We start from the raw sequence: 25626 nt of genomic DNA on the forward strand, positions 1-25626 counted from the left end.
AAGGCGCGCGCCGCCCTGGGTAGCGCGCCCTCTACGCTCGTGTTCCTCGGCCCCTTTGGCACCAGTCGGCGAAGCTGACTGGAGCCAAAGGGGCAATGGAACTCACTGGCTTGCCTGGGGTTGACGTCGGCGGCATGTCGGGCATCCAATATCAATGACTCCTATGAAACCCGCTGCCGCAAAGGTCGGCGGAAATCAAGGTCGGATGGTTGGGCGGCGGCGGGCCGTGGGTTTCCTGCAAATTGTCCCCGGCGAAGCGCCGGGGTGTACACTGACCGACTACCAGCCGGCGGGTAATCGGTCACCCATTGAGAATGGATGCACACCTTGCCTCTCTGGCGCGGTGGGACGAGACGTGCCAAGCCAATGTGGCGCCCTCCAGGCGCAATTCTAACTTGTTATCATACCCCGGGTTGCGGCGCCCTCCGGGCGCCTCACCCGGGGCTATGCATGGTACGGCCCTCCGGGCCGAACTTGGCCGACCTGACGACGTGACTTGTCCGATCCGAGCCGAAAGTCACCATCATTCAATGGTTATGTTTTTGCGCCGTAGGCGCTTAACTATGCTTAACCCCAGGCTTTAGCCCATGAGCGTTAAGTAGTTTCCAGAAGTCTTAATGTTGCCTTCCAAAATTCTGATTTTTTGTTAATGTGCGAAATCTTGTGATGAACACTTGTAGTTGCCAACCAATGATTCCAGGTGTAAATAAGAACTATTCTCTTCTTATGGAGAAAACTTTTTACACTAACCTGCTCCCATGAAACCGATGCTCTTCACTTTACGGTATCCATGGCACTTGTTCAGCCAGACAGCCTTTTCTCGTCGCGCATTTCCGCCGCGAAGCGGCAGAAGCGCTGAAAGCGCGACGCATACCAGCCCAGGGCAAGCGGCGCCGAAGGCGCGCGCCGCCCTGGGTGGCGCGCCATATTGGTCCGTGTTCCTCGGCCTCTTTGGCCCCAGTCGGCGCAGCTGACTGGGGCCAAAGAGGCAATGGAACTCATTGATTGCTGCTGCGGGCACGTTTGCGTGTGGCTGTTTGGAGGTCGGCTAAGGTCATATCCCAGGCGACGGTGCGGGCGGGACGCCCGCACCACGGCCGGGAGACGGGCGCACGACGTACATGCCTTTTTCAGGAACCTCCGCAACGGAGGGGCGGGACGCCCGCACCACGGCCGGGAGACGGGCGCACGACGCATACCAGCCCAGGGATAGAGCCCACGGCGCAGACAAAGGGTTCGGAACTACTGTGTCAAGTCTCTCTTTCTATCACAAGATTTCGCACATTACCAAAAAAAATGAACTGCTTAACGCTTATGGGCTTTAGCCTGGGGACGCAGCCTGCCAACAGACAGTGCCTCGTAGAGGCACTACAGTTTTGATTATCAATGGCTGGTCGATTCAGCACCCGCGGCCTTTATGGCGGCGTGGGCGATGGCCAAACACGCTGGGCGGGGTATACTTATGCGGAGCGGGCTCAGTGCCTGCCTGCCACCGCTGCGCTGGTCGTGTCGAGCTGCCGGCGGCGAAATGCGAGAATCATGCCAACACTGAGGTGCAGACGATGACTACGGCGCGCGTAGAAGATTACCATGGCTATCCGGCGATCATGATTGATGGCCGGCCTTATCCGCCAATGATGGCGACCATCCGTACCAACCTGCGCAGCCATCTGGTGATTGACAAGGAGTACTTCCGCGAGCTCGGCGCCGCTGGCGTGAAGTTGTTTTTTCTGATTTGCGACACCGAGTGGCTCAAGCCCGGCGCTTTCGCGCAGTTTCGCGAGGAGGCCGAGGCGTTGCTGGAAGCCGTGCCTGACGCGTACATTATTCCGCGCATCGGCCTGCATCCACCGCTGTCGTGGTTTGCGGAGAATCCCGACGAGCTGGTGACCTACAGCGACGGCAAGCACTACCCGACGCTGCTCTACACCGAGTCCTACGAAGCGATGCTGCCCGCGATGTATTCGCTGTCTTCCCAGCAATGGCGTGAGGACGCCGGCCGGGCTCTGTCGGAGACCTACGACGCCATCGAAAGACTGCCCTATGCCGACCGTGTGGTCGGCTACTTCCTGGCGGCGGGCAATACCTCCGAGTGGTACTACACCGGCGTGGACCCAACTGCCGATGGCGCCTACAGCGATTTCAGCGCGGCTTTCCGCCAGGAATTCGGCAGCTATCTGCGGGAAAAATACGGCACGGAGGAGCGGCTGCGGGCGCGTTGGCGTGATCCGTCGGCGTCTTTTGCGGCGCCGACGGTGCCGGCGCCGGCGACGCGCTACTTCGCCTACGGCGTCGAGAGCGCTTTGGCGAATCCGCCGCGGTTGTATTCGACGTCGCCGGCGCCCGAGCCGCCGAGCAACGGCACGAACATCGGCGTGTTTCTGGACGTCGACCGGCACCAGGCCACGGCGGATTACTACCGCGCCTGGCACCTTGGCACGGCAAAAAGCGTGGTGCACTTTGCGCGCATCATCAAGGCGAAGTCGACGGACAAATTGGTCGGGGCTTTTTACGGCTCTTATGGCTGCACCAATCTCATTGACGGCGGCACCGCCGGCGGCGTGCTGCATATCCTCGATTCCGGCGTGGTGGACTTCCTGGCGGCGCCCGGCGTGTACGAGAACCGCCAGCCCGGCGGCTTCACCGGCCAGCGCGAAATGAACGACTCGTTCCGCTTGCGCAATACGATGTTCATTGTCGAGGAAGACACGCGCACGCATTTCGAGAACCGCCATTACCAGAATTTGATCGAGATGTTCGACATGACGGACACCTATGGCATCATGAAGCGTGATTTCGGGCGCAATATCTGCGAGGACCTGCAGGCGTGGTGGTTCGATCAGCATGTGGGCGGCGGCCGCTACAAACACCCGGATATCTACGCGCTGATCGCCCGCCAGCAGGAGATCGCGCGTTTTGCCTACAGCCTTGACCGTCGCAAGGGCAGCGAAATCGCTTTTATATACGACGAAGAGAGCATCCACGTCACCGCGCACTGGGCCAGTCTGGACAGCATTGAAATGACTCGCAATTACGAAATCGCGCACATTGGCGCGCCGGTGGATCAGTACTATCACAACGACATGGCCAACCCGGCCATGCCCACGTATAAATTGTACGTGTTTTTCAATGTCTACTCGCTGACCGACCAGGAACGGCGGGACATCTTGGCCAAGATCAAGCGCGACCACGCGGTGGCGCTGTGGCTATACGCGCCGGGCGTCATCAACCCTGATCGCGAGCAGCAGTTCTCCCACGAATACCTCAGCGATCTCACCGGCATGCGCAGCGCGATGCTGCTGGAAAACTGGAGCAGCAAATTCAAGATCAACGGCGACGCCCATCCGGCTTTTGCCAAGCTGGACAAGGGGCAGATCTTCGGCGCACTCGACCGGCGCATGCCCAACAATGTGCGGCCGGGCGTCCGCAGCCGCGAAACCAGCAGCTACCCGGTTTTCTACATGGACGACCCAAGCGCGCTCACCGCCGCGCGCTTCCTGGGCAATCGTCTGCCGGCGCTGAGTGTGAAGGCCATGGACGGGTGGACCTCGGTGTACTGCGGCGCCAAATACGTCCGCGCGGAGCTCTATCGCGCCGTGGCGCGCTATGCCGGTTGCCATATCTACTCCGACGATGGCGACTGCCTCTACGCCAGCCGCAATTTCGTCACCGTCCACGCAGCCACCTCCGGCGAAAAATGCCTGCGCCTGCCCGTCGTCTGCAGCCCCTATGAGCTCTATGAACGGCAGACCTACGGCGAAGAAACCCGCGAAATCCGCTTCAGTATGCTGCGCGGCGAAACCAAGATGTTCTCCCTCGTTGGCAAAGACTAGAGAGGCGGACGCGACGGCGGCTTTTTCTATCCGCTGATTGCGTGGATTCAAGCAGATAGTGGGGGAGGTGGATGCGGGCATTTATCCGCATGCGCCTTTGGAGGGAGCCTACTGCGCGCGTTTCAGGCGATGCGGGACACTGGGATTTCGGGCAAATATTCGTTCCACGTCGTCAGGTTGAAAACCGCACATCCGGCAACGATGTTTCGTATCCAAGTTCCTGATGGTGGCCCAGACAGCGGTAGTTTTCTCTTGAGGGCGTCGGTGCGCACGAGCAGATCGGCATCGGTCAGCGTATCCAAGGCGATCAGCACGTAAAAGAAGATTGGTTTTTCAGCGCGCTGGCACGCCCACTCGTAGAGCAACGAGTCGCGATATTTGTACTTGAGGTCTTCGTCGATGGCTCCTTGCCCGAGCTTCTCGATGAATTCGTCCCTGTCTGTTTGTTGTGCCTTTGGGTGCTGAGGGTCTTTGAATTCGATGAAGAGGTAGCGGTCGTCGAGTTCCGCAATAAAATCCACGGCCTTCATGCAATTGAGCCGGCCATGTTGGCGGGCAGTATCGAATTTTCGCACTTGCACATCTGTGGGGAATTGTATCCGGAGGTTCCCTTCAGTGAATTCGCTCATTTGCGTATCCCCCCCATGGAACGCCTCACCTCTCGGTCGTAGAGATCAGAAAAGGTTTCTGCTATAGCATTGGGACTGATGTCAAGATACTGCGCTGTACTCTGACACTGGACATCCCCAGCTTCGTCATGATACAGTGAATGATACAGCACCTTGTCGTGGTCACCCCTGCGCAGGTCCAACTCTTTGAGTATCACGTAGTCATGAGTGGCAAGAAAGACTTGTATCCCGGCCTGCTGCAGAGCAAGGATAATCTGCACCAGAGCGCCATACAGCTTTGGATTCAAGTTTGTCTCAGGCTCATCCCAAAAAAGCACTGAGCCCTCCAGCAGAGTGCCGTTCTGAATCAGGGTCCAGAGCAGTCCAAGCTTGCGGATGCCCTCGGCCAGTAGGGTGAATTCGAGATTGCCCTGTTTGTTTCTGAGGAAGAACTCTTCGTTGTTCACCACGACTTTGCCGTCAATGACCTTCTGTAGGCTGGTTAACAAGTCCTTTCGTGCCTTGTCCGTCGGTCCACGCAGGGGGGGGCGATAGGCGCGATCAAGGATGTCCGCGTAGATTTCTTCAAAATGGATTTCCCGTTGGTTATACAGGGAGCGAAAACCGGGGCCATTGGAGAGCATTTCTTTGACGGGGATGAAGACACTCTCGAGTGGCTTGGCCATCCATTTTGTCTGCCCAGTTACTTTTGCCAGCTCCGGCTTGTCGGTGTGATTCGAGAATGATGCCTGCAGGCTTTCTTTTTCGCGTTCAACCCTTACCATCGCGCGCGAACTGGCCTGTTGCCGTTTGACCAGACGGCCTATGGATCGGCCCGAGGGCAGGAAGACCCGGCACAGCTTCTCCGGAAAGCTCATCTTGCTTTTGGTGATGTCGCAGGCGGCATAGGCGATTTTCATCAAGTGGGTCTTGCCAGTGCCGTTGGCGCCGATGAAGACATTGATCCCCTTGGAGAAATCTACTGTAAGTTGGTCAAACGCGGTGAAGCGCTCGCAGTGCAATCTGGTCAATTTCATAGTGCGTCTCCTTTGCGCGTGATGACTTGGTCACACTATCTGAGGAGCCTGGGGGCTTCCTGGAGCTGTTGTCGCGTGCGCATGGCAGTAAATATATCATTTGTCAGTCTTTGCGTCGGGCATAGTGTTGTCGTTCGGGGCTTCCGGGGTAGTCGGGAGGTCGTCTCGTATATCTGTGTCGTTGCCCAGAGCCAGTAAAACAGATTTTATGCGCTCAATAATCTCAGGTTTTGCATCCGGGTTATCACAGTATTTTTGCAGGACATTCCGCAGACTCCTGAGATCATCTTGGCTGGGGTTGAGTTGATTGAGAAATTCGAGACTAAATGGATTTTCTTTCGGAGTTTTCGAGGCATGTTCGAGAACGGTAGCGATGAGATGAACGAGATGTGGAACGACAATAAGCGGAGTCTGTTCAGCAGACGAAATGATGTGTGATAAGCATTCACTAAACCTCGTGGCTGTATATTTAGACAGAAATATCAAGTGCCACAACATTGTTTGGTCCTCTGGATTGAGAACGCGTCCTAAATAATCCGGATCATTCCGTAATCTTTCCCAAAAAAGATTCATATAATAGTGAAGTAAGTCTTTTTGTCCTTTATGTAAAATACTACTGAAAGAAATATACAGATCATATGCCATTCTAAGAGAGTAGTCTATTGCTTGCTTGATGCGTTCTCGTATCCATATTGAGTATTCGTTTCCACCACCTATTACATCGTTAAAAAAATCATTGATAAACTTGGTATCTATCGATTTTTTATTTGCATTTCTCCCGAATATATGCAAGGCTTTGGTGATGTAGTCGGTGCACAAATCCAATTCGCGTTGCATGCGATTGTGTTCATCATCTGAAAGAAACGTCCTGAACTGAAAGACTTTTTCCGCCACGAGGCCTTTATTGTCATTGAATAAACTGTCCAATAAAGCGGCCTTGTTTCCACTCTTCCATTCACTAATCCAACGCAATATGGTCTGGTCACGAAGACCTTTTTGGTCAATTGAAATGGTCATAATGCGGGTAAAATACGTCGATCCATACTGTGGACTAAAAATAGATTGTGGGCATTTCATCGTTACCGAGATTGTTTGTTTTCGTCCTTCATTGTCCAGATCGACTAAATTGATGCCTATTATTTTCAAAAGTAATTGACATGCAGTTGAGTTGTCGACTTTTTGGGTAGTTCTGTGCCAGTCATCGACAAGATCGCTGACAAGCTTATTGGCTGCGTCTTGGTCTGGTTGGTCAATGCTGCGCAACTTGTCGATATTACGAACAATGAACTCCCATGCTTCTGGCGCTACGCAACGCAGGATATTAAGCCAGATCAACTCATCGAGATCCACTTCGCCATGTAGTTTTTCCCAAGCTACGCATATGTTTCTCAAACCGTGTTTAAAAACTCTCGGTGTTCCCAGTAGTTTGGTGATTTCACGTTGTGAATCTGTGCTGCATAACTCTGCTTCCATGCTATGCGTGCGTGGCAACTCAATTGTTTTTTCCGTGTTTCGGTCATGGCAGGCATCATTTTTGCCTGTTTGAGAAGAGTATTCCGTCGTTCTTTTTGTGGAAAAATCACTACAAGCCTTGCGAAATTCAAGCAGCCATCTCTTAGTATCTTGATATGGCATAGTTGGCATACGTTCGATGTAGTCGCAGATACGGCTGAGATCGATGCGTTCATGTGTATTTTCATTGGCTTCAACGATGAAAGTGACATTTGGCATAGTGCGGAATCTGTCCAGCAAACCTGCCAATTCCTGGAGTGATTTCCTGCTGCCATTTCGTTCGGCATCCTGGATGCAGACAACCAGGAAAATCCCTAAGGCTTCGAGGACGTGCTGGCATTTGGCGAGAACATCGTTGGGGCTACTGGTCGGGGCGCAGAACAGTTCTGCGAGCGTACCCGCTTTGTCGTTGACAACCTTGATGGCGGCAAGATAGTGAGTGGGGATACCTCGGATTGCGAGGCAGTCAATGCCAAGTTCTTCCAGCTTACTGACCATGCGTTGAAGAACAAATCCGGTCAGGCCATGCTCGGCAATGCCCCATGCGGGAACAAGGACAAAATGAATGTCCTTACGTTTTTGATGGGTTAGGGTTTCAACCGAGTGGGTGGTGGAGGTTTTTCCCGAGCCATAGGGTCCGACAAGGCCGATAGTCGTGGGTGGGGCGTTCCCGTCAATGTGCGATATGGTGTCCGCAAGGCGGGTATACGTCGGTATGAAATTGAACTTGTCATCACCATCATCAGGAACCGGTGTTTCATTGAGTATCCACTGCAAATCTTTGGGGAGCCAATCATGATGAGCTTTTTCGTTTTTGGTAGGTTTTGTCTTTTGCCGGCGGTAATGGTATAGACGTAGAGCAAAGTCCTTGATAATGATCCCAACAATGAAGCTAATAAGGGGGGCTAGAACGGCGACAAGTGATGAGATGAAGACAGGAGTTGCCAAGTGGAAAATGATGTCTTGGTCAAATACCGATGCACCAAGGAAAATCGCGATAATGGCGAAGTAGGCCAACAGCACAGTCCCAAGGCATGAGGGATATCGGATTCGGGCAAACTGCCGGCATGAAAACGTTGTTCTCAAGCAATCAGCCGATAGAAGCAAGGCCCATCCCAGTGCTTGTATGGCACATCTTATCCATTCGTTAGCGAAAATGCCTTCATTCCATGTCAGCCATTCAAGCTGGTTGCCGGCGCTGATCTCGGCCATAATGCCAACAAAAGCCCCCCCGAAGATTGCATAGAGGACGATATCAAGCCAGCGCTTGGCAATAGCCCCCGGCCTTCGGCATGAACCCGCTTTCGGATATTTGCTTATGCTATCTGTCATTGCAGGAATTGCCTTCTTTCATCCCCGTATTCATCTGAAATGGTCTTCATAGGTGCTTCTTGCCTCACCCTTCCATGACGATTCGCACCTTGGCTGGTTCGCGTCCTCTGGTGAGGCTGTCGATGTACTCATTGAAGCGTCGTTTCAGTCCTGCGGGGTTGGCGGGGCCGTCATTGGAGCGGAGGGCGTTGCGGATATCCTGCGTGGAGACGCTGATCTTCACCAGGCCGGAGAGCACATCCTGGAGTGCTTTGACCAAGTTGTCGTCAAGAGGCGTTGGGAGATCGAGGGCGGCGATGACGGTGGCGATGGCCTGGCGGCCGTTGCGCATGAGAAACTGGCTGGTGTTGGTCAAGCCACGCGCGGTTTTGTCATTTTGCATTTCGGTGAGGCAAGATGCAGTCCCTCTGCCAGCTTCCCGGCGGTACGCAAGCGTGGATGCGACTTCGGGTTTTGACGCATACCGACCTTGGGCTTGTCTGGCCCGGGTTATGGCTTCTCCCGGCAAACTGGCCCAATTGTCGATGCGGCTCATGAATGGTCCCCTTCGTGCCCGTATCCTTAAGTTACTCCATGTACGGTCTCATAGTGTAACCTGCGGCGTGCTCATTTCAATAACAAACAGAAAGTGGCGAAATGGACGTGGTCCCCTGAGTTTGTGTATGGCAAAGGGGATTTTTCACGGACGGCGGGCGCAGGGTGATTGTTCTATCCGCTGATTGCGCAGATGGGCGCAGATTTTTGGTGAATGTGGCGCCCTTCGGGCGCAATTCTAGGTTGCTGTCATACCCCGGGTTGCGGCGCCCTCCGGGCGCCTCACCCGGAGTTATGCATGGTGCGGCCCTCCGGGCCGAATCTGGGAGGTCGGGCAGAGCGGTTTTCTGCTGCTTTTGTCTTCTGTCGCGGACGGATCGGACGGATCGGACGGATCGGACCGATCAGGTCGATTGATCAGTCGGATCAGTCGGATCGGTCGGATCGTCGTTTTGGTCATCGGACGGATCGGACGGATCGGACGGATCAGGTCGATTGATCAGTCGGATCAGTCGGATCAGTCGGATCAGTCGGATCATCGTTATGGTCATCGGACTGATCGGTCGGATCATCGTTTTGGTCATCGGTCGGATCGTCGTTGTCATCGGCGGTTTTTTTGCTCGCAAAATGGGCTGGCAGGTTTACCTTAGCCTGTTGTTTTTTGTGGGCGATTTTGCCGTGACAATCACCACCAACGAGGATAGGAATGATGCGTGCTATGACTGCTTTTTTGCTGACTCAGCTGACGGGCCTTGCCCTTGCCGCCAAAACGCCATCGCGTGAGATCACGCCAGCCGATCCGGCGGTGTACGGGCCGGCATTGGCGTATGAGAAAGTCGAGAACACGTCGGGTTGTGCGGCGATGGTGGTCGGCGGGGACATCCTTTACAGCATTGGCCGTGGAGCCTTGACGACCTACGACGTCAGCACACCAGCGGCGCCGAAGGCGCTGGGGACGCTGCCGGGGCTGGGCAGCGTGCGCCAGCTGGCGGTGCAGAATGGCATCGCGTACGTGACGGCGCGAGACAGCGGTCTGTGGCTGGTCGATGTGAAAGACCCTGCGGCGCCGAAGCTGCTCAGCCGCTACGACACGGTTGAATTGGCGACGGGTATTGACGTCGCCGGCGACGTCGCCTTTGTGGCACTGCGCGTGTACGGCGTGGAGTTGGTCGACGTGAGCAATCCGGCGCGCCCCGAGCATCTCTGCGTGTTCAAGACTCGCGAGGCGCAGTCGGTGAAGTATCACAACCAGAAGATGTACATCGGCGACTGGAATTCCGGTGAGATCACCATTGCCGACGTGAGCAATCCGCGCATGCCCAAGCTGGTGTCGCTGACCCAGCTGGACGGCTATGGCGATGGCATTGACCTGCGGGACAATATCTGCTTCGCGGCCACTGGCCATCACGCCAAAAACGACCCCACCAACGACGGTTACGGCCGCGGCCACGGCGTGGAAATCTACGACATCAGCGATGTGGCCAAGCCCCGCAAGATCGCCGGGGTGAAATTTCCGCAGCTCTACAATGGCTACCGTGATTTTTGGACGCCGCGGGCGACGGCGTCGCATTTGTTTGTGGCTGACACGCACAACGGCGTGTTTGCGCTGGACATCAGCACCTTGTCCGCGCCGCGTTTCATTGGCCATTTGCGGTTGCCGTTGGCCCCGGCTACCTACGCTTACAGGCAGACGACCCAGTTGCCGGATGCGGTTGCGGGCATCGCCGTGGGTGATGGCGTGCTTTATGTCGCTGGTAGTCAGACGGGTCTCTATGTGGTGCCGATGCCGGGCGTGGCCGTGCCGCTGCCGCCGTTGCGGTCGGCGCCGCCGCAGATCGCGCCCGCGCCGGTGCAGGCGCCGGACGCACGTTTTCACAGCTATCGGCCTGATGGTCAGGTCCGTGGCGCGCTGATTGACGGCGATTTGGCCTGGGTGGCCTGTGGTCGCGCGGGGCTGCATCTGCTCAAGCTTCGCGAGGACGGCATGGACGTGCAGCGGGTGTGGCCGCTGGGCGAGGTCTTCGGCGTGGCGGCTCATGGCGACATGCTGGCGGTGGCCGAAGGCGGCGCCGGCCTGGCGTTGTATCGCCGTGCGGAAGGCTCTGAGCTGCGCCTGTTGGGGCGGTTGCAGCCCCCCGCGTCGGGCGCGCTGGTTCAGCGCGTGTGGATACCCGGCGACGGCCGTTTTGCGGTGTATTCCACGGCCACCAGCCAGCTGTATTTTGCGGACATTAGCGACCCGCAGGCCCCGCGGCAGGTCCTGCGGCACGGCCAGAGCGGCCTGCTCTACAGCGATCTGGTCTGCCACCGGGCGTTGGCGGGCCGCTATGTCGGCGTGAACTGGCACAGCGGCGGCCTGGCCTGGTACGACCTCGGCGGCGACAAGCCCGTGGTCGCCAAGCAAGTCGTGGAGCGCCTAGCGAGCCACCTCGACGGCGTGGTCGCGGTGCCGGGGCAGGACCGCATGCTGTATGTGATCCATGGCACCTACGGCCTGCTGTCCGCGCTCGCGGAAGGGCCCAGCAACGAATGGCCGCGCTATCGTCTGCCGGATAATCAGCGCATGAACGGCATTCCGACCATCGACGGCGACGTTTTGGCGCTCAGTGAGCGGGCCGGCAAGCGCGTCAGCGTGGTTGATATCAGCGACATCACGGCGCCCAAGCCGGTCGCCGAGCGCCAGTATAAACTGGAGGGCAATCCCGACACGGTGGTGTTCTGGCGGGGACGAATGCTTATTCCGTGTGGCTACCAGGGCCTGCTCCTGGAACGCCGCGGCGGCGAGTGAGCGCAAAGGGCGACAGTGGACTTCAGTCAACGTGGGATGCATGCAAACAAAAAAAGGCACAAGGAGTGATCTATGGGCAATTTGATATCGGCGATTGTTGGTGGCATGCTGGTCTTGTCGGCAACGGCAGCGGACAAGTCGCAACTGACTTTTCAGTTCAATGCCGGGGCTGAGCTGCGGGTTGGCGGCCAGCGCCTGGCGCGGATCGCACCGGGGTATTTCAGCGCCGGGTGGAGCCATGGTGGTTTCGCATCGGATTTCAAGGACGTGCCGGAAGGCGCGCCTCTGCGGGCGTCGGCGACGCGCAATGGCGTGGTGATTGACTTGGTGGTTCGCGATCTCAGCGTGGACGGTTCGTCGGCCAGCATGGTGTACGAAATGACGCCGCAGAAGGACATCAGCCTCAACGCGTTGTTCGTCGGCGTGGTCTTTGATGTGGACGACCTGGTGGGGCGGCCGGTCCAGATTGACGACAGTGCGCCGGTGATTTTCCCGGCCGAGCGCGGCGAAACGCAGGTGCTGACGAAGAAGGCGCAGAAGGTTATTTTTGACACCGCGAAGGGCGCGCTCGCGCTGGTTCTTGCCGAGCCCACGAGCGTGATGCTGCAAGATGACCGCGCCTGGGGGCCGACGGCCACGCTGCGCATCGGCTTGAATCAAGACCCGCCGGCGACCTGGGAGGGTGGTAAGACCCTACGCGTCGCTATGACGCTGACGGCGCCGTTGCCGATCGTCTGCAAGCGGCCGGGCGCGGTGGTGCTCACGGCCAATGACGAGTGGCTGCCCCTGCAGGCGTCGCTGGGCGTGGAGCCGGGATCAGCCGTTGATTTTTCGGTGTTCGGGCTGGCTGACGGCCCCGCCGGCAAATACGGCAAGGTCGTGCGAAATGGCCGGCATTTTGAGTTTGAGCGGCAGCCGGGCAAGGCCCAGCGTTTTTATGGCGTCAATCTGTGCTTTATGGCGCAGTATCTGGAGGATGACCAGGCCGTCGAGCTCGCCGAACGGCTGTACCGCCTCGGCTATAATACCGTGCGCTTCCATCATCACGAGTCCAATTTGCAGGACCGCAGCCAGGGCGATTCGGTCAGCATCAACCCCGTGCGCCAGGCGCAGTTCGACCGGCTCTTCGCCGAGCTGAAGAAGCGCGGCATCTACATGACCACGGACACCTACGTGTCGCGGAAGGTATTCGCCAAGGAAATCTGGCCCGATGCGACGGGCGACGTGAGCATGAACGACATGAAGATGCTCCTGCCGGTCAATGACGCGGCCTTTGCCAACTGGGTGGCTTTCACGCGCAATTTCCTCGGGCATGTCAATCCGCATACCGGCCTGACGCTGGCGCAGGATCCGGCGCTGGCGTGGATATCGCTGATCAACGAAGGCAACTTCGGCAATTTCATCGGGGCGCTGTCGGGGCGGGTCAAGGACGAGTGGCTGCGCGCCTGGAATGACTGGCTCGGCAAGCGTTACGCGAGTGTCGCCGCGCGTAATCAGGCGTGGGGTCGCGAGGCCGACGCGGTTCTTGCCGACCTGCCCACTGGCGGGCGGGGGACGGTCGCCGAGCGGCGTGATTTTGACCGCTTCCAGCTCGACGTGGCCACGGCCATGTACCGCAAGATGACGGCGTTTTTGCGCGACGAGCTCGGTTGCCAGGCGTTGTTCACGGATATGAACAGCTGGACGTCGCATGCGTGGACGCAGCTGTACCGTTCGGAATTCGACTATGTGGACGAGCATTTCTACGTGGATCACCCGGTGTTTTTGCAGAAGTCGTGGCAGCTGCCGTCGACCTGTGGCAACGCCAGTCCGGTGAAGCGCGGCGAGCCTGGCGGCGGCCATACGGCCTACTTGCGGCTGCTGGATCGCCCCTTCGCAATCTCCGAGTATAACTACTCTGGGCCGGGGCGCTATCGCGGCGTGGGCGGCATCCTGACGGGCTGTATGGCGGCTTTGCAGGACTGGGCGGCAATCTGGCGTTTCGCCTACAGCCACGGCGGTAACATGTTCGAGATGGGTTTTGCTGGCTATTTCGACATGGCGTCGGATCCGCTGAACCAAGCAGCCGAGCGCGCCACTCTCTGTCTGTTCATGCGCGGTGATATGTCCCCTGCAAGCCGGACCATTGCCATCTCGCTGGCCAAGGATCACTACGACAGCGACGACGTGCCGCCCGCGGCCGGCGTGGTGCCCAGTTGGAGCAGCATGAACACCGTCGCCATCGTCGGTAGCCATGTCGGCCCGGCGGGCAGCGCGGCGCCAGCGGATGTGAGCGTCGCCTGGACGGACGCGGCGCCGAAGGCGCCCATAGCGTTGCCCAGCGGCAATCCCGGCAGCGGCGAAACGCGCGCGGCCCTGCAGGAGCTCTTCCGCGAGCGCGGCTGGCTGCCGGCCGAGAACAGCACGGATTTCGGCGCGCGCATCAGCCAGTCCACTAACGGCGAATTTACCATGAATGGGCGCGATGACATCATGGTGCTCGACACGCTGATGACCGCCGGCGGTTTTGCGCCGGCCGGCAAGCGCATCAACACGCGCGCTGTGGACATCGCTATTCTGGACACCGACGCGACGGTGTGGGTGTCCAGTTTGGACAAAGAGCCCATCAGCCGCAGCCGGCGCCTGCTGGTGACGCACCTCACCGACCTGCAGAACGAAGGGCGGCGCTTCGCCGAAGAAGAGCGGCGGACGGTGCTGTCGTGGGGCAAGATGCCCTACCTCGTGCGTGCCGGCCGCGCAGAACTGCTGGTCAAAATGACCGAGCCCGAAAAGGCGACCGTCTGGCGCATCGCCACCAACGGCAAACGCATTGATCAGCTCAAGGCCACCGTGACGCCGGAGGGGCTGCTCCTGCCGCTCGACGTCAAAGGCCCGCAGGGCGCCCAAATGATGTACGAAATCGTCAAATAAAGCGGGGGTCGCGGACGGCGGGACACGGACTTAGTTGGCAGTCGCAGGCAGTCGATCGAGGCGAGAAAAGGAGGGGCGACCGGCCGGTCGCCCCCAGTCGCAGGCAGTCGAGAGCAGTCACAGGCGTCGGAACGCACCAAAACCGAATTGTCTCACCACAAATGTTTTTCACGCTAGCCGTTCTATAGTAAACACTGCGTTGGCGGCTAGTACTGCGCCGGCGCACCCACGTTCCCTGTGGGGGCGTATACTGGACCCCAGAAATTGGACAAGGACATAATCGTAGAACCCACATTTCTCACACAAAACCGCGAAAAAATCGTCTATTTTCGGTTCTTCCCGGTTTTATGAAAAATGGAATGTTTCAGTCACGGAATGCACGGAGTGGGTATCGGCAGGGTTGCTCTGGCGTGTCGCCGTACTGCGTGAATGTCCTCCGGCAAGGTGCCGTCGCGGCATAAACGGTTTCCCCCCGCTGTCGCGGGGCCCCCCATTTATACGCGACGTTCCTTGCCTCCGGCCATTCCCTCAGTGCAAGCCGGTCATGGTCGTCCTTATGAAAGCAAATGACACATTTGCTTTCATAGTACGATCCATGACGTTACCGGCGAAAGCAGTCGAAGCTGGTCTGCATCGGCCTTATGTTATTGGTTCCTCAAAAACTAATTAACAAGGAGGCTTTCAGGATGCAGACCAGCGACATCTACCATACCCAGGGAATCAGGTCCTTCAAGCTCAAATCAACTCATTACGGCGACGGCAAGTGTGTCTTGAACATCGTAGCCAAGGAGCATCGTTGTCCGCTTTGCGCATCTGGGAAAGTCTCGGTCTACCCCGAGCGAGAACGAGAAATCCAGGGGCAGAGCTGTGGAGCGAAAAGAGTTTATTTCAAGGTGTGGGTACATCGCATCTATTGCCACAAGTGTCGGCGTCAGAGCTATGAGCAACTCAACTTTCTGCCGTATTCCAAGGCCCGTGTCTCCCGCTCCCTGGCGCAAACGCTCATTGAGCTTCGCAGGCATATGCCGTTGAGCGCCATCAGCGAACACTATCACGTCGATTATGATAAGCTCAAAGCACTTGAAATAAATTACTTGGAGAAAAAATACAGTCGCATTTGCCTCAAGGATGTACGGGTCATCGGCGTCGATGAAATCCACGTCGGCCATGAATGGGTGGATGGAAAACGCCGGCAGAAATACCTGACCATTGTCCCCGCGACCTGAATAGCGGCAAGGTCCTGTTCGTCGGCGACGGCAAGGGTTGCGATGCTCTGCTCCCCTTCAATCGCAAGATGAGACAGTTTCGAGGCAACATCAAGGCGGTTTGCATGGACATGAGCAACGCGTATGCAAAATGGGCTCGCGAGCAGTTCCCTGCCACGGGTCGCTTCATACTGAGCCACTCATGGCTCGCATCTTCCCTTGCCACCTGACAACCGTACAACCCGCGTTTGGGATTGCAACGACAATGTTCCTTTTTTGTTGATATTGTGGATGTTGTGTTCGTTCATTTCTGCCTTTTTCTCTGTTTGGCGGCCTCCTTTCCATTTTGAAACTGAGCCACCCGCTTTGGCGTCCCCCCGTGGGTCGCATTGGCTCAGTTTGCCCCGTGGGTCGCATGATTCAAACTGAGCCACTTCAAAGTGAGCCACCCTCGGCATGATCCAGTCGGGCTGCGGCCGCCGCGTCGAGGAGGGCGTCGTTTGCTGTCGGCCGCGCCTGCCCTTGGCGTCCGAAGTGGGGGCGTCCGGTTTTCCCCTTGAAGGGTATGAGCCGTGCCTGTTGCAGGAAGCGATCCAGAATAGCTCCGGCCGTTGGCACATCCCCAATCAGCTTGCCCCAGTCGTCCAGCGGTCGATTGCTGGTCATGATGGTTGACTTGAGCTCATGGCGGCGGAAGATGATCTCGAACAGCAGTTCGCCAGCTTTTTCCGGAAGCTGCTTGAGCCCCATGTCGTCAATGATGAGCAGGTCGGCCTTCAGGTAGCGTTCGAACTCGGGATTGCGGTCGCTGAGGGCGTTGAAGCGTTGCAGATGGCTGACGATGTCAAAGATGGACCGATAGATGACGGTGAAGCCGAGCTTGATGGCCTCAAAACCGATGGCCTGAGCCAGACAGGTCTTTCCAGTGCCTGAAGGCCCGACCATCAGGATGTTTTGAGCCTGGCGGATGAACTCCCTAAACTTTTCATGTTTTTTGAAAAAACAAAGTAACTACAAGCTTTTTGAGCTCAGTTTTGAAAAACCTGTAGTTATCATCATTGTTTATTAAAAGTCACTACAGCAATTCCTGTCAAGAAGCTTGAACACTTCGACCTTGAACTTAAAAACGGAGCATTGGCTGTCTGGAGCCGGGCAATGATGTAGTTACCTCGTAAAACGTGAAAAGTTTAGGGAACTCGCCGCCTGCCAGCTCGTAGAAGAGTTTGCGTTCCAGATTCGGGTTGAACTGCCAGTCGAAGTCAGTCAGCGGCTTGAGGTTGCGGAAGCCGGCCGCCTTCAGGGCGGATCTGATTTTGTTACCGGCGCGATGGAGAAGCTCGTCCTGCAGGAGAAGCTCGAGAAAATCGCCGTGTTCGAGGCTGTTGCAGCGCGCTTCGCTCAGCCGCAGGTCAAGCTTGACGCCGGCCCCCGGCATGCGCAGATTTTTGAGTTGTTCACGAATGCGGTTTATGCTCATGGGAAGATGTCCTTGTAGTCAATAAGGTGATTGTATTCTTTCAGCGGCCGGATGAGCTCGTGCTCGCTTTGGAAGGGCAAGGCGGGCTGCCTCTTGTCGCCTCGTTCTTCAAGCAGGGCCTTAAGCGCCTGATAGCAGGTTTCACCGCGGGTGATGGCCAGATTGCAGACGAACTCGATGGTGGCGGCCGCGTGTGCCTTTCGCAGGTGAAGCAGTCCATGAAGCACCTTGGGGGCCGCCGCCTGCCGGCTGAGGACCACGGTTTCGCCCCATGCCCGGGCGCCGGGACCGATGCTTTTTTCGATCTGTTCGAGCAGCCAGTGCGAACCGCGTTCGGGAAGATAGACTTTCACTGGCGGAACATGGCCGGCGGCGGTCGAGGTCCGTCCCCGTTCCTGTCGCGCGTGCAGGGCGAGCTCTTTCAGGTCCTTTGACATGATGCGCACGTGGCGGCCGTCATGGCAGGCCCAGACTTCCTGAGACGTGTATTCCGGCGGAACCGAGTAGTAGGCGCCCTGGACCTCGACGTGGCCATCGCTGTGGACCTTGCGCATCTCCTCGCTGAAGGCGGGGAAAATGGACGCCGGAAGCGGCTGAAGCGACGCCTTCTCCTCCTGGTACATGTCGATCACATGGCGCTTTTCCGTGCCGTGGAAACGATGGTCTGACACCTTGTCCTGCCAGGTCCACAGAAAGGTGTTCTGTGCGTTCACGGACGGAAAAGTGCGCCCTGCAAGCGCGTTGTTCTGCACGTAGCCCACGACGTTCTCAACGCGTCCCTTGTGCCAGGGAATGCGGGGGCGGCAAGGAAGGATGCACGTGCCGTAATGCATGGCGAAATCATGACATTTGGGGTTGAGAACGGGATCGAAATTGCAGGGCCGGATGACACCTGCCTTGAGGTTGTCGATGACGACGGTCGCGGTCACTCCGCAAAAATGTCTGAACGCATTCTCCATGCCGCGGATGAAACTCTCGCTGTCCTGACGGTAGCTGACTTCGCAATAGATGCGGCGGCTAAAGGACAGGACGCAGCACAGAAGATGGGTCTTGCGACGGCGGCCACGCTCATCGCGAACCCAGGCACCCTGGCCGTAGTCAACCTGCATTTCCTGCCCTGCCAGCTTGATCAGCCGGCGAAATGGCACTGGCGGCGACGTCTCGCGGTTGCGCTGCAAAAAGCGCTTCACGCTGGCATAGCTGCCTGTAAAACCCGCGTCACCCAGATCCTGGTAGATACGCCGTCCAGAGAGGCCCTGGGCATGCGCGGCGAGTATCTCGGAGGCATACTGAGCACAGCCTGAACGCTTGTCCACAACCGGAGGGCGGCTGGCCGGCGCAACTGCAGACCCGTGGGTCGCTTCAGGCTCGGCGGAGACCGATTCAAACTGAGCCGCCCCGTGGGTCGCTTCAGGTTCGGCGGAGACCGTTTCAAACTGAGCCACCCCGTGGGTCGCTTCGTCTGACAAAACCGGACAGGTTGTTCCTTTTTCCTTGGTTGCAGCTTGCGTGGAGTGGCACCCTGTCTGACCCGGGGGCTCCGGGTTTGAAGCCAGATATCGCGCCACGGTATTGCGACTGACACCCAGTTCTGTCGCGATGGCACGCTGGCTTCTCCCTTGTCGGTAAAGTTGTTGTATTCTGTCTATCACGTTCACCTGCTTGTAGTTGGCCATGTTCTATCTCCTTGTTTTCCGATGGGAAAAAAGGAGATAACATAGGGCTGCTTTGTCTCGCAGGTGGCTCAGTTTGGATGCGACCCATCACTGGCTCAGTTTATGCGACCCGTGACAGTTCCCCCTGGCGGAGGTGGTCTACGACCATTTCCACGTGATCAAACTGGTCAACGACGCAATTGATGACATACGCCGCAGCGTGCAAAACGATCTGGACAAGGAAAATGCCAAGTATCTCAAGGGAAAACGCTACCTTCCCCTGCGCAACCAGGAGGACCTCAACAATGCGGAGAAGACCGAGCTGGCCGAACTGCTGGTGGTTTCAGAAGAACTTCATGCCGCTTGGCGGATAAAAGAACTGCTGCGTGGTATCTATGAGCTGGCCGATGACCCAGACGAGGCCAGAGACATGCTGACAGCTTGGGCCGACATCTGCCTGTCCTCGGCAAGTCCCGAGCTGGAGAAGCTGGGGCGAACCGTGCAGCGCCACCTGGACGGCATCTGCGCCTATTGGTCCTGCGGCCGGATCAGCAACGCCGCCATGGAGGGGTTCAACAATAAAGTGCGCCATATGATAGCGCAGGCCTACGGCTTTCATGACTATGAGTACATGAAACTGAAGATTTATGAATTGCCTTCAATGGTGCTACGAAAGCAGCTGCTCAGATCCTGCGCATAATGGCCACTGTTTTTCATAAAACCGGGAAGATGCCCATTCCCCATCCACTAACTGCCTGCGAATGGACTTGTTTTGAAAAATAACTATTTTTTTGTTCGTGTCATCGTGACCATTTATATTCACTGGGGACTCTTTCATTTTGTGCCTTTCTCAATAAATATGACTCAGTTGACTACAATTTGTAGTCAACTCGCTTTCTTCCTTCCTTCTTGAGGTGCGGTTTCAGCACGCTCTCCAGTATTGGCGATGTTTGGCTTGAGCAGAACCGCGGTTCATGCGGTTTTTCCTTCAAATATTTTTATCGCTTTGCTTTTCGTCATATTGCACAATCCTTTATCTCATCAACGCGACTACTGCTCATTACGCCTAACATATTGAATGTTTTTCTCATTTTTTTACCTGAAGTTCGGCCGCAATAATTATCTCGCTGTTTTTGTAGTTCAGGCGTGTTTTCAGGTTGACCAGATAAAAGTCCCCCAGTGTTTCCCGAAGAGACTCTACAGCGTCAAGAAATTTTGAGACTTTATCTGGATCCTTCGATAAATCGTGTTGTGCCAACTTGCGCAAGGTATAATCAGGCAATGAACCATATTGCCGGATATCTTCCAATATCGTACGCAAAAAATGCAAAATGTCATACCGATTCTCTTTTTCGCAGAACGTGATTGCGGCAACAACATTATTACGAGCCTTGGTCTCAAGCGACTGCGCATTTTTAGTTCCGCCGGAAAATGTTTCCTGATACTTACCGGCGAGATCATATGCCTTCCAGAAAACATTCCCTAATTCAAGCCGGGGTTCTTCAAATGGACAACGGAGCTTTTGCAAAGCATCTTCCACCGGAATCTGCGATGTCTTCATGTTCCCGCTTGCATCGACTTGAAGACTGAATAATCCCAGACCTTTGCGTTTGAATAGAATCAACTCGTTGGCAGATGCGGCCTTGGCTGTCTTAATGCGAAACGGAAGATGTGTTATTCGCTCAAATATTTCCGGATGAGTTCGCTTGGCTTCCGCAAGTTCTTTTTTTACAAAGGTAAGAAAGCTTTCTGTCTCAGCCTCTTCGGGGCTTTGCTGGAGTTTATGATACAGGCTCGACGCTGTGGGTGTTTCATCGATATCGAAGATTTGGGCGTCTTCGCCGATGGAATTGTGGATCATAAACATCTTTGCCGCTGCGATTTCACGGCTTTTTGCAATTGTAGCGCCCACCTCAGTCGGGAAAAAATTAAAAATATACAACTGTTGAAACACTTTTTTCCCAATTCGATTGATACGGCCAACTCGCTGAATCACGCGTGTTGGATTCCACGGAATATCATAATTGATAACAAGCCCGGCACGATTCAGATTATGTCCTTCGGACATTTTATCTGTTGCCAGAAGAATTTGATAATCATCTTTTTGTTCACCCTTAAATGATGCATCAAAATTCTTTTCAATATCTGATATTGCTTTCGCAGATATGGAACCGACTGCAGTTATAATCTTTCCAGGCAGTTTTGCTTCCAGATAATTGCTCAGGTGACGAATTGTGTCGGCATATTCGGAAAAGACTATTACCTTACGTGCAGGTTCCCCTGATCCGGCAACCAATGATTCATGAGTTCCAGTTATAACGGAGAATAAGGATCGTGCCAGACATGCGGCCTTAGGATCTTTCGTCGCAAGAGTTAAGATTTTCATCCGTTCAATTAATTCTTCAAACAACAGGATATCGGATTCAATATCGGCGATAAAATCATTCTTTCTGGAAAAAGAGTCAACCTGATAGACTTTGTTGTTTTTAGGAAGAACTTTTGTTTCGAGCATTTCCTCATAACGGTTCAATTCTTCCTCAATCAGATCGTCATCCGCTTCATAAATCTTTTCCAGAAGATTACGATCCAGGATAAATTTACCGGTTTTACGGATAAACGTCTCTGCCTTTCGATGAACGGCAAGGAAATTTTCAATGCTCTGCGCAAATGCGCCAAAGGAACTTTCAAAACGTCGTACCAGTAACCGGCGCATGAAGTCATATAAGTTCGTCTGCTGGTTCAGTTCGCGATTGCTTTCAGCGTCAAGTTCCCCGGAAACAGATTGTTCATAAACGAATGGACGGTAAATTGCGCCATTGAATCGCCCCTCTTCACCAAAGTACTCATTTAAAACTTCATCGTAAAATTTTGATTGTTCCGGACTTAAATCCCACATTTCTCACACAAAACCGTGAAAAAAACGTCTATTTTCTCGCGGTTTTTTTATTTGCCCACTTGCATGTCGCATATTATATACGACATTATAGGCATGTCAAACGCCACTCACCAACAACTGCTTGCTGAACGCTCCGCCCTATTGGCGGAACTTGCCCGCCTTCCACACGTGGTCCATGGTTCCATCGTTGAGCGGTACACCGTCTGTTCACGGGCGAACTGCAAATGCCACCAGGGGCGGAAGCATGGTCCGGTCATGTGCATCGTGGTCAATGAGAACGGGAAGCAGCGGCAGAAGTACATCCCCAAGGAGATGCGGGAGCTGGCCGTGCAGTATGTGGATGAATACAAACGCGCGCTGACGCTTTTGGACCGCATCAGCGCCATCAACGTGCAACTTCTTCAGGAGAAAAACAATGGCTGACACCACGTTGTCCCCGGAGCTTCTTGCCGCCATTCGCAGCATGGAGGTGCGTGGCGTTGACCATCTTCCGGTTGTGGCGGCGTTCTGCAACGCGATTCATCTGCAGGACATCGTCAATGGCTTCGTGGACACCAGGATGGACGTAAGGCCCGGGGCCATTGTCCAGGCGATGGTGCTGGACACCCTCAGCGGTCGCTCCCCTCTCTACCACTTGGAGTCATTCATGGAGGAGCAGGATAGTGAACTGCTGCTTGGTGAGAAGCACGACGCCCACAATTTTTCCGATACCAACATTGGCCGCGCTCTTGACGCCATCTTCGCGGCGGGGTCCTCGAATATGTTGACGCAGATAGCCATCTCGGCCTGCAAGACCTTCCACATCAACTGTTCCCGTCTGAGCTTCGACACGACGTCCATAAGCGTGTGGGGCGAATACGCCAACTATGACAAGAGCGACGATGCGCCTGCCGACGACGGAACGCCCAGAGCCCCCTGTGTCACCTACGGTCACAGCAAGGACCACAACCCCGACTTGAAGCAGGTGATGGCTGAACTTCTCTGCGTCGAGCGTGGCGTGCCGATTTTCGGCAGGTGCATAGACGGCAACGCCTCCGATAAGACGAACAACAACAAGATGCTGACGAAAATCTCCTCGCTGATGGCCAAACATGGACTTAGCCAGGGCGCCTTCACCTATGTGGCCGACTCCGCGCTGGTCACCGAGCCCAACCTGGAGCTTCTTTCGTCGACGCCCTTTGTCACTCGTCTTCCAGGCGTATACCGGGAATGCGACCGGGTCGTCGGCGAGGCTGTCGACGCGGGGAAATGGGTTGAGCTTGGCACCTTGTCCGAGCTGCCGTCACCCGTAAGCAGGCCTTGTTCCGACTATCGCGTGGCCGAAAGCCACGTCACTCTTTACGGGATGAAATACCGCGCCGTCATCGTCCATTCCGACTCGCATGATCGCAGAATGCAGAAGCGCCTGGAGAAAGCTGTCAATGCCTCGCGGCAGAATCTGGAGAAGCAGCTCAAGAAGCAGGAACGTGAGTTTTTCTGCCAGGCCGACGCTGAGAAAGCGGCCGAAGCGTTGCGCAAAACATCGGACCCCATGCATGCCTTGGATGTTGAAGTCATACAGACTGAGGCGAATAAGCGCGGGCGTCCACCGAAGAACGGAAACATTCAGACTCGCCCCAAATACACGCTCAAGACGACCATCCGAAAAAAAGAGGAGGGAGTGAAACGCGAGGAAGAACGTGCCGGCTGCTTCGTCCTGTTGACGAACATCCCATTGGCAGGAGATGGAGCGATGGACGCGAAAAGCCTGTTCCTTGCCTACAAGGGACAATATGGCGTGGAAAACAACTTTGCCTTCCTGAAAGACCCGCTTATCGTCAACGACATGTTCTTGAAGAAGGCCGAACGCATCGACGTGCTCGGAATCATCCTCATTCTATCACTGCTGATCTGGCGCTTGATCGAGCGTTCCATGCGCAATCACTTGGCAAATACCGGTGGCACCCTCGTGGGACTCAACCAGCAACTAACCAAAAGGCCAACGGCCTACGCAATGTCAACCAAGTTCAGAGGGCTACAGATCATGCTCGTGCAAGGAACGCGAATGCTGGCGCGGGACTTGAGCGATGACGTCACCGCCTACCTGGAAGCATTGGGCCTTACGATGGAAGTGTTTACGACGCCAGGCTATGCGTGCAAACCAGTTCTGAAAGAGCGATCGTGAGAAGGGAAAAATGCGTGGTTTCGGTGCATGAAAAAGTGAGAAATGTGGGTTAAATCATAGAATTGCTCTACCGGTGGCATCATGTCAGACAGTTCGGTGACCTCATTTTTGTAATCAGGATCATTTCGCAGGTCAATGCGATTCCTCCGAATGATAACCGGTTCCAGAATATGCCTGATTTCGCGGGCCAAGATTTGAGACCATTCCTTAATCAGCCGCAGATCTATCGGCATATCCCCGTCAGGCGCGACTCCGGTAAAGTATTTCGACAATTGATGGAATGCTTGCTCTGCTTTTTTTACTTTTTGCGGGTCTGTGCTACGGTGGTGTTTCTGAACATCTCCTAACAGGCGAAACATGCGGTCATAATGGGCAAACCGGTTTGCCAGATGGTTGTCCAAGGTAATTTTCGAGCGATTCGGAATAATGAACAATTTCAGCAGGGAGAAAATATCTGCCGGACGGTTGTTGAACGGCGTGGCCGTCAGCATTATCACCTGGCGACCGCGGCAAATATTGCAAAGCGTTTCATAGTCCTGTGTGTCCTGGTTCTTGAAACGGTGCGCTTCGTCGATGATCACCACATCAATATCACCATCCCGATTGACGTAGTCCAACGCCGCTTCCAGAAGACCGCAGGAAAAGACTTCCCAACCGTCAAGCTTAAATTGCGACTTGTAGTCGCGCCAGCCGCCTTTTGCCTTACTTTCGTTTCCGATTAATCCCGGAGGCGCGATGATAATTCCGCGTTTGTATGTTCCACGGGCGACCATGCTGGCAATTACGGATTTTCCCAACCCCACGACGTCGGCAATAATGACGCCGTTGTATTCTTTAAGAATCGTTAAGGCCTGATTGACGGCATCCAACTGGTATTTGTATTTCTTGTATCCGTTTTGCTCCAACAGTTTTTCCAGGCGTTCAGAAACATTGACTTGAGTTTGGATGTCCAAATAATTTTTCAGCGCCAAAATATATGCTTCGAATGGGGTAACCGGGGACAGCATGGATTCCTTCTCAAACAGATCGAGAATTTTCTGTTTGGTTGGAGGATCCTCGGTCAAGGTGACGGAATTGCTCCACAACTCGTCAAAAATCATGTTGACCTCTTCGCAGCCGCAGTCATTGATTCTAACATCAATGTCGGTTTCAGTGGAAAGCCCCGGCATGGTAAAATTACTGCTTCCGGTGATCCAGGCGCAATGCGCCATCAATTCCTTATTGCCGGCAAGGTCGAAGATGAAAAGCTTTTCCCGATTTTCCGCCCTGGTCTTGCGGATGACGATCCGGTCGGCGCGAAGCATTTCCAGAAAGTAACCGATCCTGCTATGAAAACTTTCCTTGTCGAATTCCGGCGCGTTCGCCGCCTTGCGCAAACCGGACAGATATCTTTCACGGATTTCATTGTCGGAGTAACTGTATGACTGACCGAAGTCGTCGGCTTCATCAAGAATGCATTCCACCACCCGGTTAAATACGGTTTCTACTTCCATGCCGACCAGGATGCGTAGCTTTATTTGCGGACTTGCCGTCAACGCGTCATACAACGCCCGGATACCGGAAAAATAAAAGAAGCCGACCAATATCTTCAGCTCGGAACTCTTATTGCAAAGTTCCATAAACTGCTGTTTCAGTTGTTTCCCGTGTTTGTGGGTCAGTATCATATCCATGCGAT

The 25626-nt window shown here is 55.3% G+C and carries 18 protein-coding genes; 8 read left to right on the forward strand and 10 right to left on the reverse strand.

What is annotated here, in order from left to right:
* Nucleotides 1–1562: 1562 nt before the first annotated feature.
* A complete protein-coding gene (locus J3R75_RS10280) occupies nt 1563–3833 on the forward strand; it encodes a hypothetical protein (RefSeq protein ID WP_307261437.1) in 2271 nt (756 codons plus the stop codon).
* Nucleotides 3834–3955: 122 nt separating this feature from the next.
* Here J3R75_RS10280 and J3R75_RS10285 read toward each other — a convergent pair whose 3' ends face one another.
* From J3R75_RS10285 to J3R75_RS10305, 5 genes are all read right to left on the reverse strand, one after another.
* The gene (locus J3R75_RS10285) at nt 3956–4462 is read right to left on the reverse strand and encodes a hypothetical protein (RefSeq protein WP_307261438.1); all 507 of its coding nucleotides are present in this window, start codon (nt 4460–4462) and stop codon (nt 3956–3958) included.
* On the reverse strand, nt 4459–5478 hold the full coding sequence (locus J3R75_RS10290) for an AAA family ATPase (protein WP_307261439.1): 1020 nt from the start codon (nt 5476–5478) through the stop codon (nt 4459–4461). The genes J3R75_RS10285 and J3R75_RS10290 overlap by 4 nt, the downstream gene beginning before the upstream one ends.
* A 96-nt stretch (nt 5479–5574) precedes the next feature.
* Entirely contained in the window at nt 5575–8322 is a 2748-nt protein-coding gene (locus tag J3R75_RS10295) for a P-loop NTPase fold protein (RefSeq protein WP_307261440.1), read from the reverse strand.
* A 64-nt stretch (nt 8323–8386) separates the two neighbouring features.
* Nucleotides 8387–8704: a DUF6079 family protein gene (locus J3R75_RS10300; protein WP_307261441.1), complete on the reverse strand. Its 318-nt coding sequence runs from the start codon at nt 8702–8704 to the stop codon at nt 8387–8389.
* Nucleotides 8705–9260: 556 nt separating this feature from the next.
* Complete coding sequence (locus J3R75_RS10305) at nt 9261–9440, reverse strand: hypothetical protein (RefSeq protein ID WP_307261442.1); 180 nt, start codon at nt 9438–9440, stop codon at nt 9261–9263.
* Between the two features lie 134 nt (nt 9441–9574).
* On the opposite strand from J3R75_RS10305, the gene J3R75_RS10310 reads away from it, so the two are divergent.
* The 4 genes from J3R75_RS10310 to J3R75_RS19855 all read left to right on the forward strand — a co-directional run bounded on the left by J3R75_RS10310 (nt 9575) and on the right by J3R75_RS19855 (nt 15989).
* Complete coding sequence (locus J3R75_RS10310) at nt 9575–11644, forward strand: LVIVD repeat-containing protein (RefSeq protein WP_307261443.1); 2070 nt, start codon at nt 9575–9577, stop codon at nt 11642–11644.
* 72 nt (nt 11645–11716) lie between these two features.
* Entirely contained in the window at nt 11717–14554 is a 2838-nt protein-coding gene (locus tag J3R75_RS10315) for a hypothetical protein (protein ID WP_307261444.1), read from the forward strand.
* Between the two features lie 686 nt (nt 14555–15240).
* Entirely contained in the window at nt 15241–15780 is a 540-nt protein-coding gene (locus J3R75_RS10320; RefSeq protein WP_307261445.1) for a hypothetical protein, read from the forward strand.
* Entirely contained in the window at nt 15726–15989 is a 264-nt protein-coding gene (locus tag J3R75_RS19855; RefSeq protein ID WP_370882367.1) for a transposase, read from the forward strand. Before J3R75_RS10320 ends, J3R75_RS19855 begins: the two co-directional genes overlap by 55 nt.
* A gap of 205 nt (nt 15990–16194) precedes the next feature.
* On the opposite strand, the gene J3R75_RS10325 is transcribed toward J3R75_RS19855, so the two are convergent.
* The 3 genes from J3R75_RS10325 to istA all read right to left on the reverse strand — a co-directional run bounded on the left by J3R75_RS10325 (nt 16195) and on the right by istA (nt 18912).
* On the reverse strand, nt 16195–16728 hold the full coding sequence (locus J3R75_RS10325) for an ATP-binding protein (protein ID WP_307265519.1): 534 nt from the start codon (nt 16726–16728) through the stop codon (nt 16195–16197).
* A 151-nt stretch (nt 16729–16879) separates the two neighbouring features.
* Complete coding sequence (locus J3R75_RS10330; protein ID WP_307261446.1) at nt 16880–17236, reverse strand: ATP-binding protein; 357 nt, start codon at nt 17234–17236, stop codon at nt 16880–16882.
* Nucleotides 17233–18912 carry an IS21 family transposase gene (gene istA / locus J3R75_RS10335; RefSeq protein WP_307261447.1) on the reverse strand — a complete coding sequence of 560 codons (1680 nt, stop codon included), beginning with the start codon at nt 18910–18912 and terminating at the stop codon, nt 17233–17235. The genes J3R75_RS10330 and istA overlap by 4 nt, the downstream gene beginning before the upstream one ends.
* 124 nt (nt 18913–19036) lie before the next feature.
* Between istA and J3R75_RS10340 the strand changes: the two genes are divergently transcribed.
* Entirely contained in the window at nt 19037–19591 is a 555-nt protein-coding gene (locus J3R75_RS10340) for a transposase (RefSeq protein ID WP_307265521.1), read from the forward strand.
* 387 nt (nt 19592–19978) lie between these two features.
* Here J3R75_RS10340 and J3R75_RS10345 read toward each other — a convergent pair whose 3' ends face one another.
* The gene (locus tag J3R75_RS10345) at nt 19979–21787 is read right to left on the reverse strand and encodes a helicase-related protein (RefSeq protein WP_307261448.1); all 1809 of its coding nucleotides are present in this window, start codon (nt 21785–21787) and stop codon (nt 19979–19981) included.
* Nucleotides 21788–21880: 93 nt separating this feature from the next.
* On the opposite strand from J3R75_RS10345, the gene J3R75_RS10350 reads away from it, so the two are divergent.
* Together J3R75_RS10350 and J3R75_RS10355 are read left to right on the forward strand one after the other, a co-directional pair.
* Entirely contained in the window at nt 21881–22210 is a 330-nt protein-coding gene (locus J3R75_RS10350; protein ID WP_307261449.1) for a DUF6788 family protein, read from the forward strand.
* Nucleotides 22203–23951, forward strand: coding sequence for an IS1634 family transposase (locus tag J3R75_RS10355; RefSeq protein ID WP_307261450.1), 1749 nt, complete (start codon nt 22203–22205; stop codon nt 23949–23951). Before J3R75_RS10350 ends, J3R75_RS10355 begins: the two co-directional genes overlap by 8 nt.
* On the opposite strand, the gene J3R75_RS10360 is transcribed toward J3R75_RS10355, so the two are convergent.
* Nucleotides 23915–25621 (reverse strand): SNF2-related protein, encoded by a 1707-nt coding sequence (locus tag J3R75_RS10360; protein WP_307261451.1) that lies wholly within the window; start codon nt 25619–25621, stop codon nt 23915–23917. The two genes, J3R75_RS10355 and J3R75_RS10360, sit on opposite strands and share 37 nt — an antisense overlap.
* Between the last annotated feature and the right edge of the window lie 5 nt (nt 25622–25626).

The sequence above is a fragment of the Oligosphaera ethanolica genome (assembly GCF_030814695.1).
Classification (GTDB): domain Bacteria; phylum Verrucomicrobiota; class Lentisphaeria; order Oligosphaerales; family Oligosphaeraceae; genus Oligosphaera; species Oligosphaera ethanolica.

Excerpts from the sequence above, each read along its gene's own strand:
- J3R75_RS10280 (WP_307261437.1), top strand. The coding sequence starts at position 1,563 with ATGACTACGGCGCGCGTAGAAGATTACCATGGCTATCCGGCGATCATG.
- J3R75_RS10285 (WP_307261438.1), bottom strand. The coding sequence starts at position 4,462 with ATGAGCGAATTCACTGAAGGGAACCTCCGGATACAATTCCCCACAGAT.
- J3R75_RS10290 (WP_307261439.1), bottom strand. The coding sequence starts at position 5,478 with ATGAAATTGACCAGATTGCACTGCGAGCGCTTCACCGCGTTTGACCAA.
- J3R75_RS10295 (WP_307261440.1), bottom strand. The coding sequence starts at position 8,322 with ATGACAGATAGCATAAGCAAATATCCGAAAGCGGGTTCATGCCGAAGG.
- J3R75_RS10300 (WP_307261441.1), bottom strand. The coding sequence starts at position 8,704 with ATGCAAAATGACAAAACCGCGCGTGGCTTGACCAACACCAGCCAGTTT.
- J3R75_RS10305 (WP_307261442.1), bottom strand. The coding sequence starts at position 9,440 with ATGACCAAAACGATGATCCGACCGATCAGTCCGATGACCATAACGATG.
- J3R75_RS10310 (WP_307261443.1), top strand. The coding sequence starts at position 9,575 with ATGACTGCTTTTTTGCTGACTCAGCTGACGGGCCTTGCCCTTGCCGCC.
- J3R75_RS10315 (WP_307261444.1), top strand. The coding sequence starts at position 11,717 with ATGGGCAATTTGATATCGGCGATTGTTGGTGGCATGCTGGTCTTGTCG.
- J3R75_RS10320 (WP_307261445.1), top strand. The coding sequence starts at position 15,241 with ATGCAGACCAGCGACATCTACCATACCCAGGGAATCAGGTCCTTCAAG.
- J3R75_RS19855 (WP_370882367.1), top strand. The coding sequence starts at position 15,726 with ATGGGTGGATGGAAAACGCCGGCAGAAATACCTGACCATTGTCCCCGC.
- J3R75_RS10330 (WP_307261446.1), bottom strand. The coding sequence starts at position 17,236 with ATGAGCATAAACCGCATTCGTGAACAACTCAAAAATCTGCGCATGCCG.
- istA (WP_307261447.1), bottom strand. The coding sequence starts at position 18,912 with ATGGCCAACTACAAGCAGGTGAACGTGATAGACAGAATACAACAACTT.
- J3R75_RS10345 (WP_307261448.1), bottom strand. The coding sequence starts at position 21,787 with ATGTGGGATTTAAGTCCGGAACAATCAAAATTTTACGATGAAGTTTTA.
- J3R75_RS10350 (WP_307261449.1), top strand. The coding sequence starts at position 21,881 with ATGTCAAACGCCACTCACCAACAACTGCTTGCTGAACGCTCCGCCCTA.
- J3R75_RS10355 (WP_307261450.1), top strand. The coding sequence starts at position 22,203 with ATGGCTGACACCACGTTGTCCCCGGAGCTTCTTGCCGCCATTCGCAGC.
- J3R75_RS10360 (WP_307261451.1), bottom strand. The coding sequence starts at position 25,621 with ATGGATATGATACTGACCCACAAACACGGGAAACAACTGAAACAGCAG.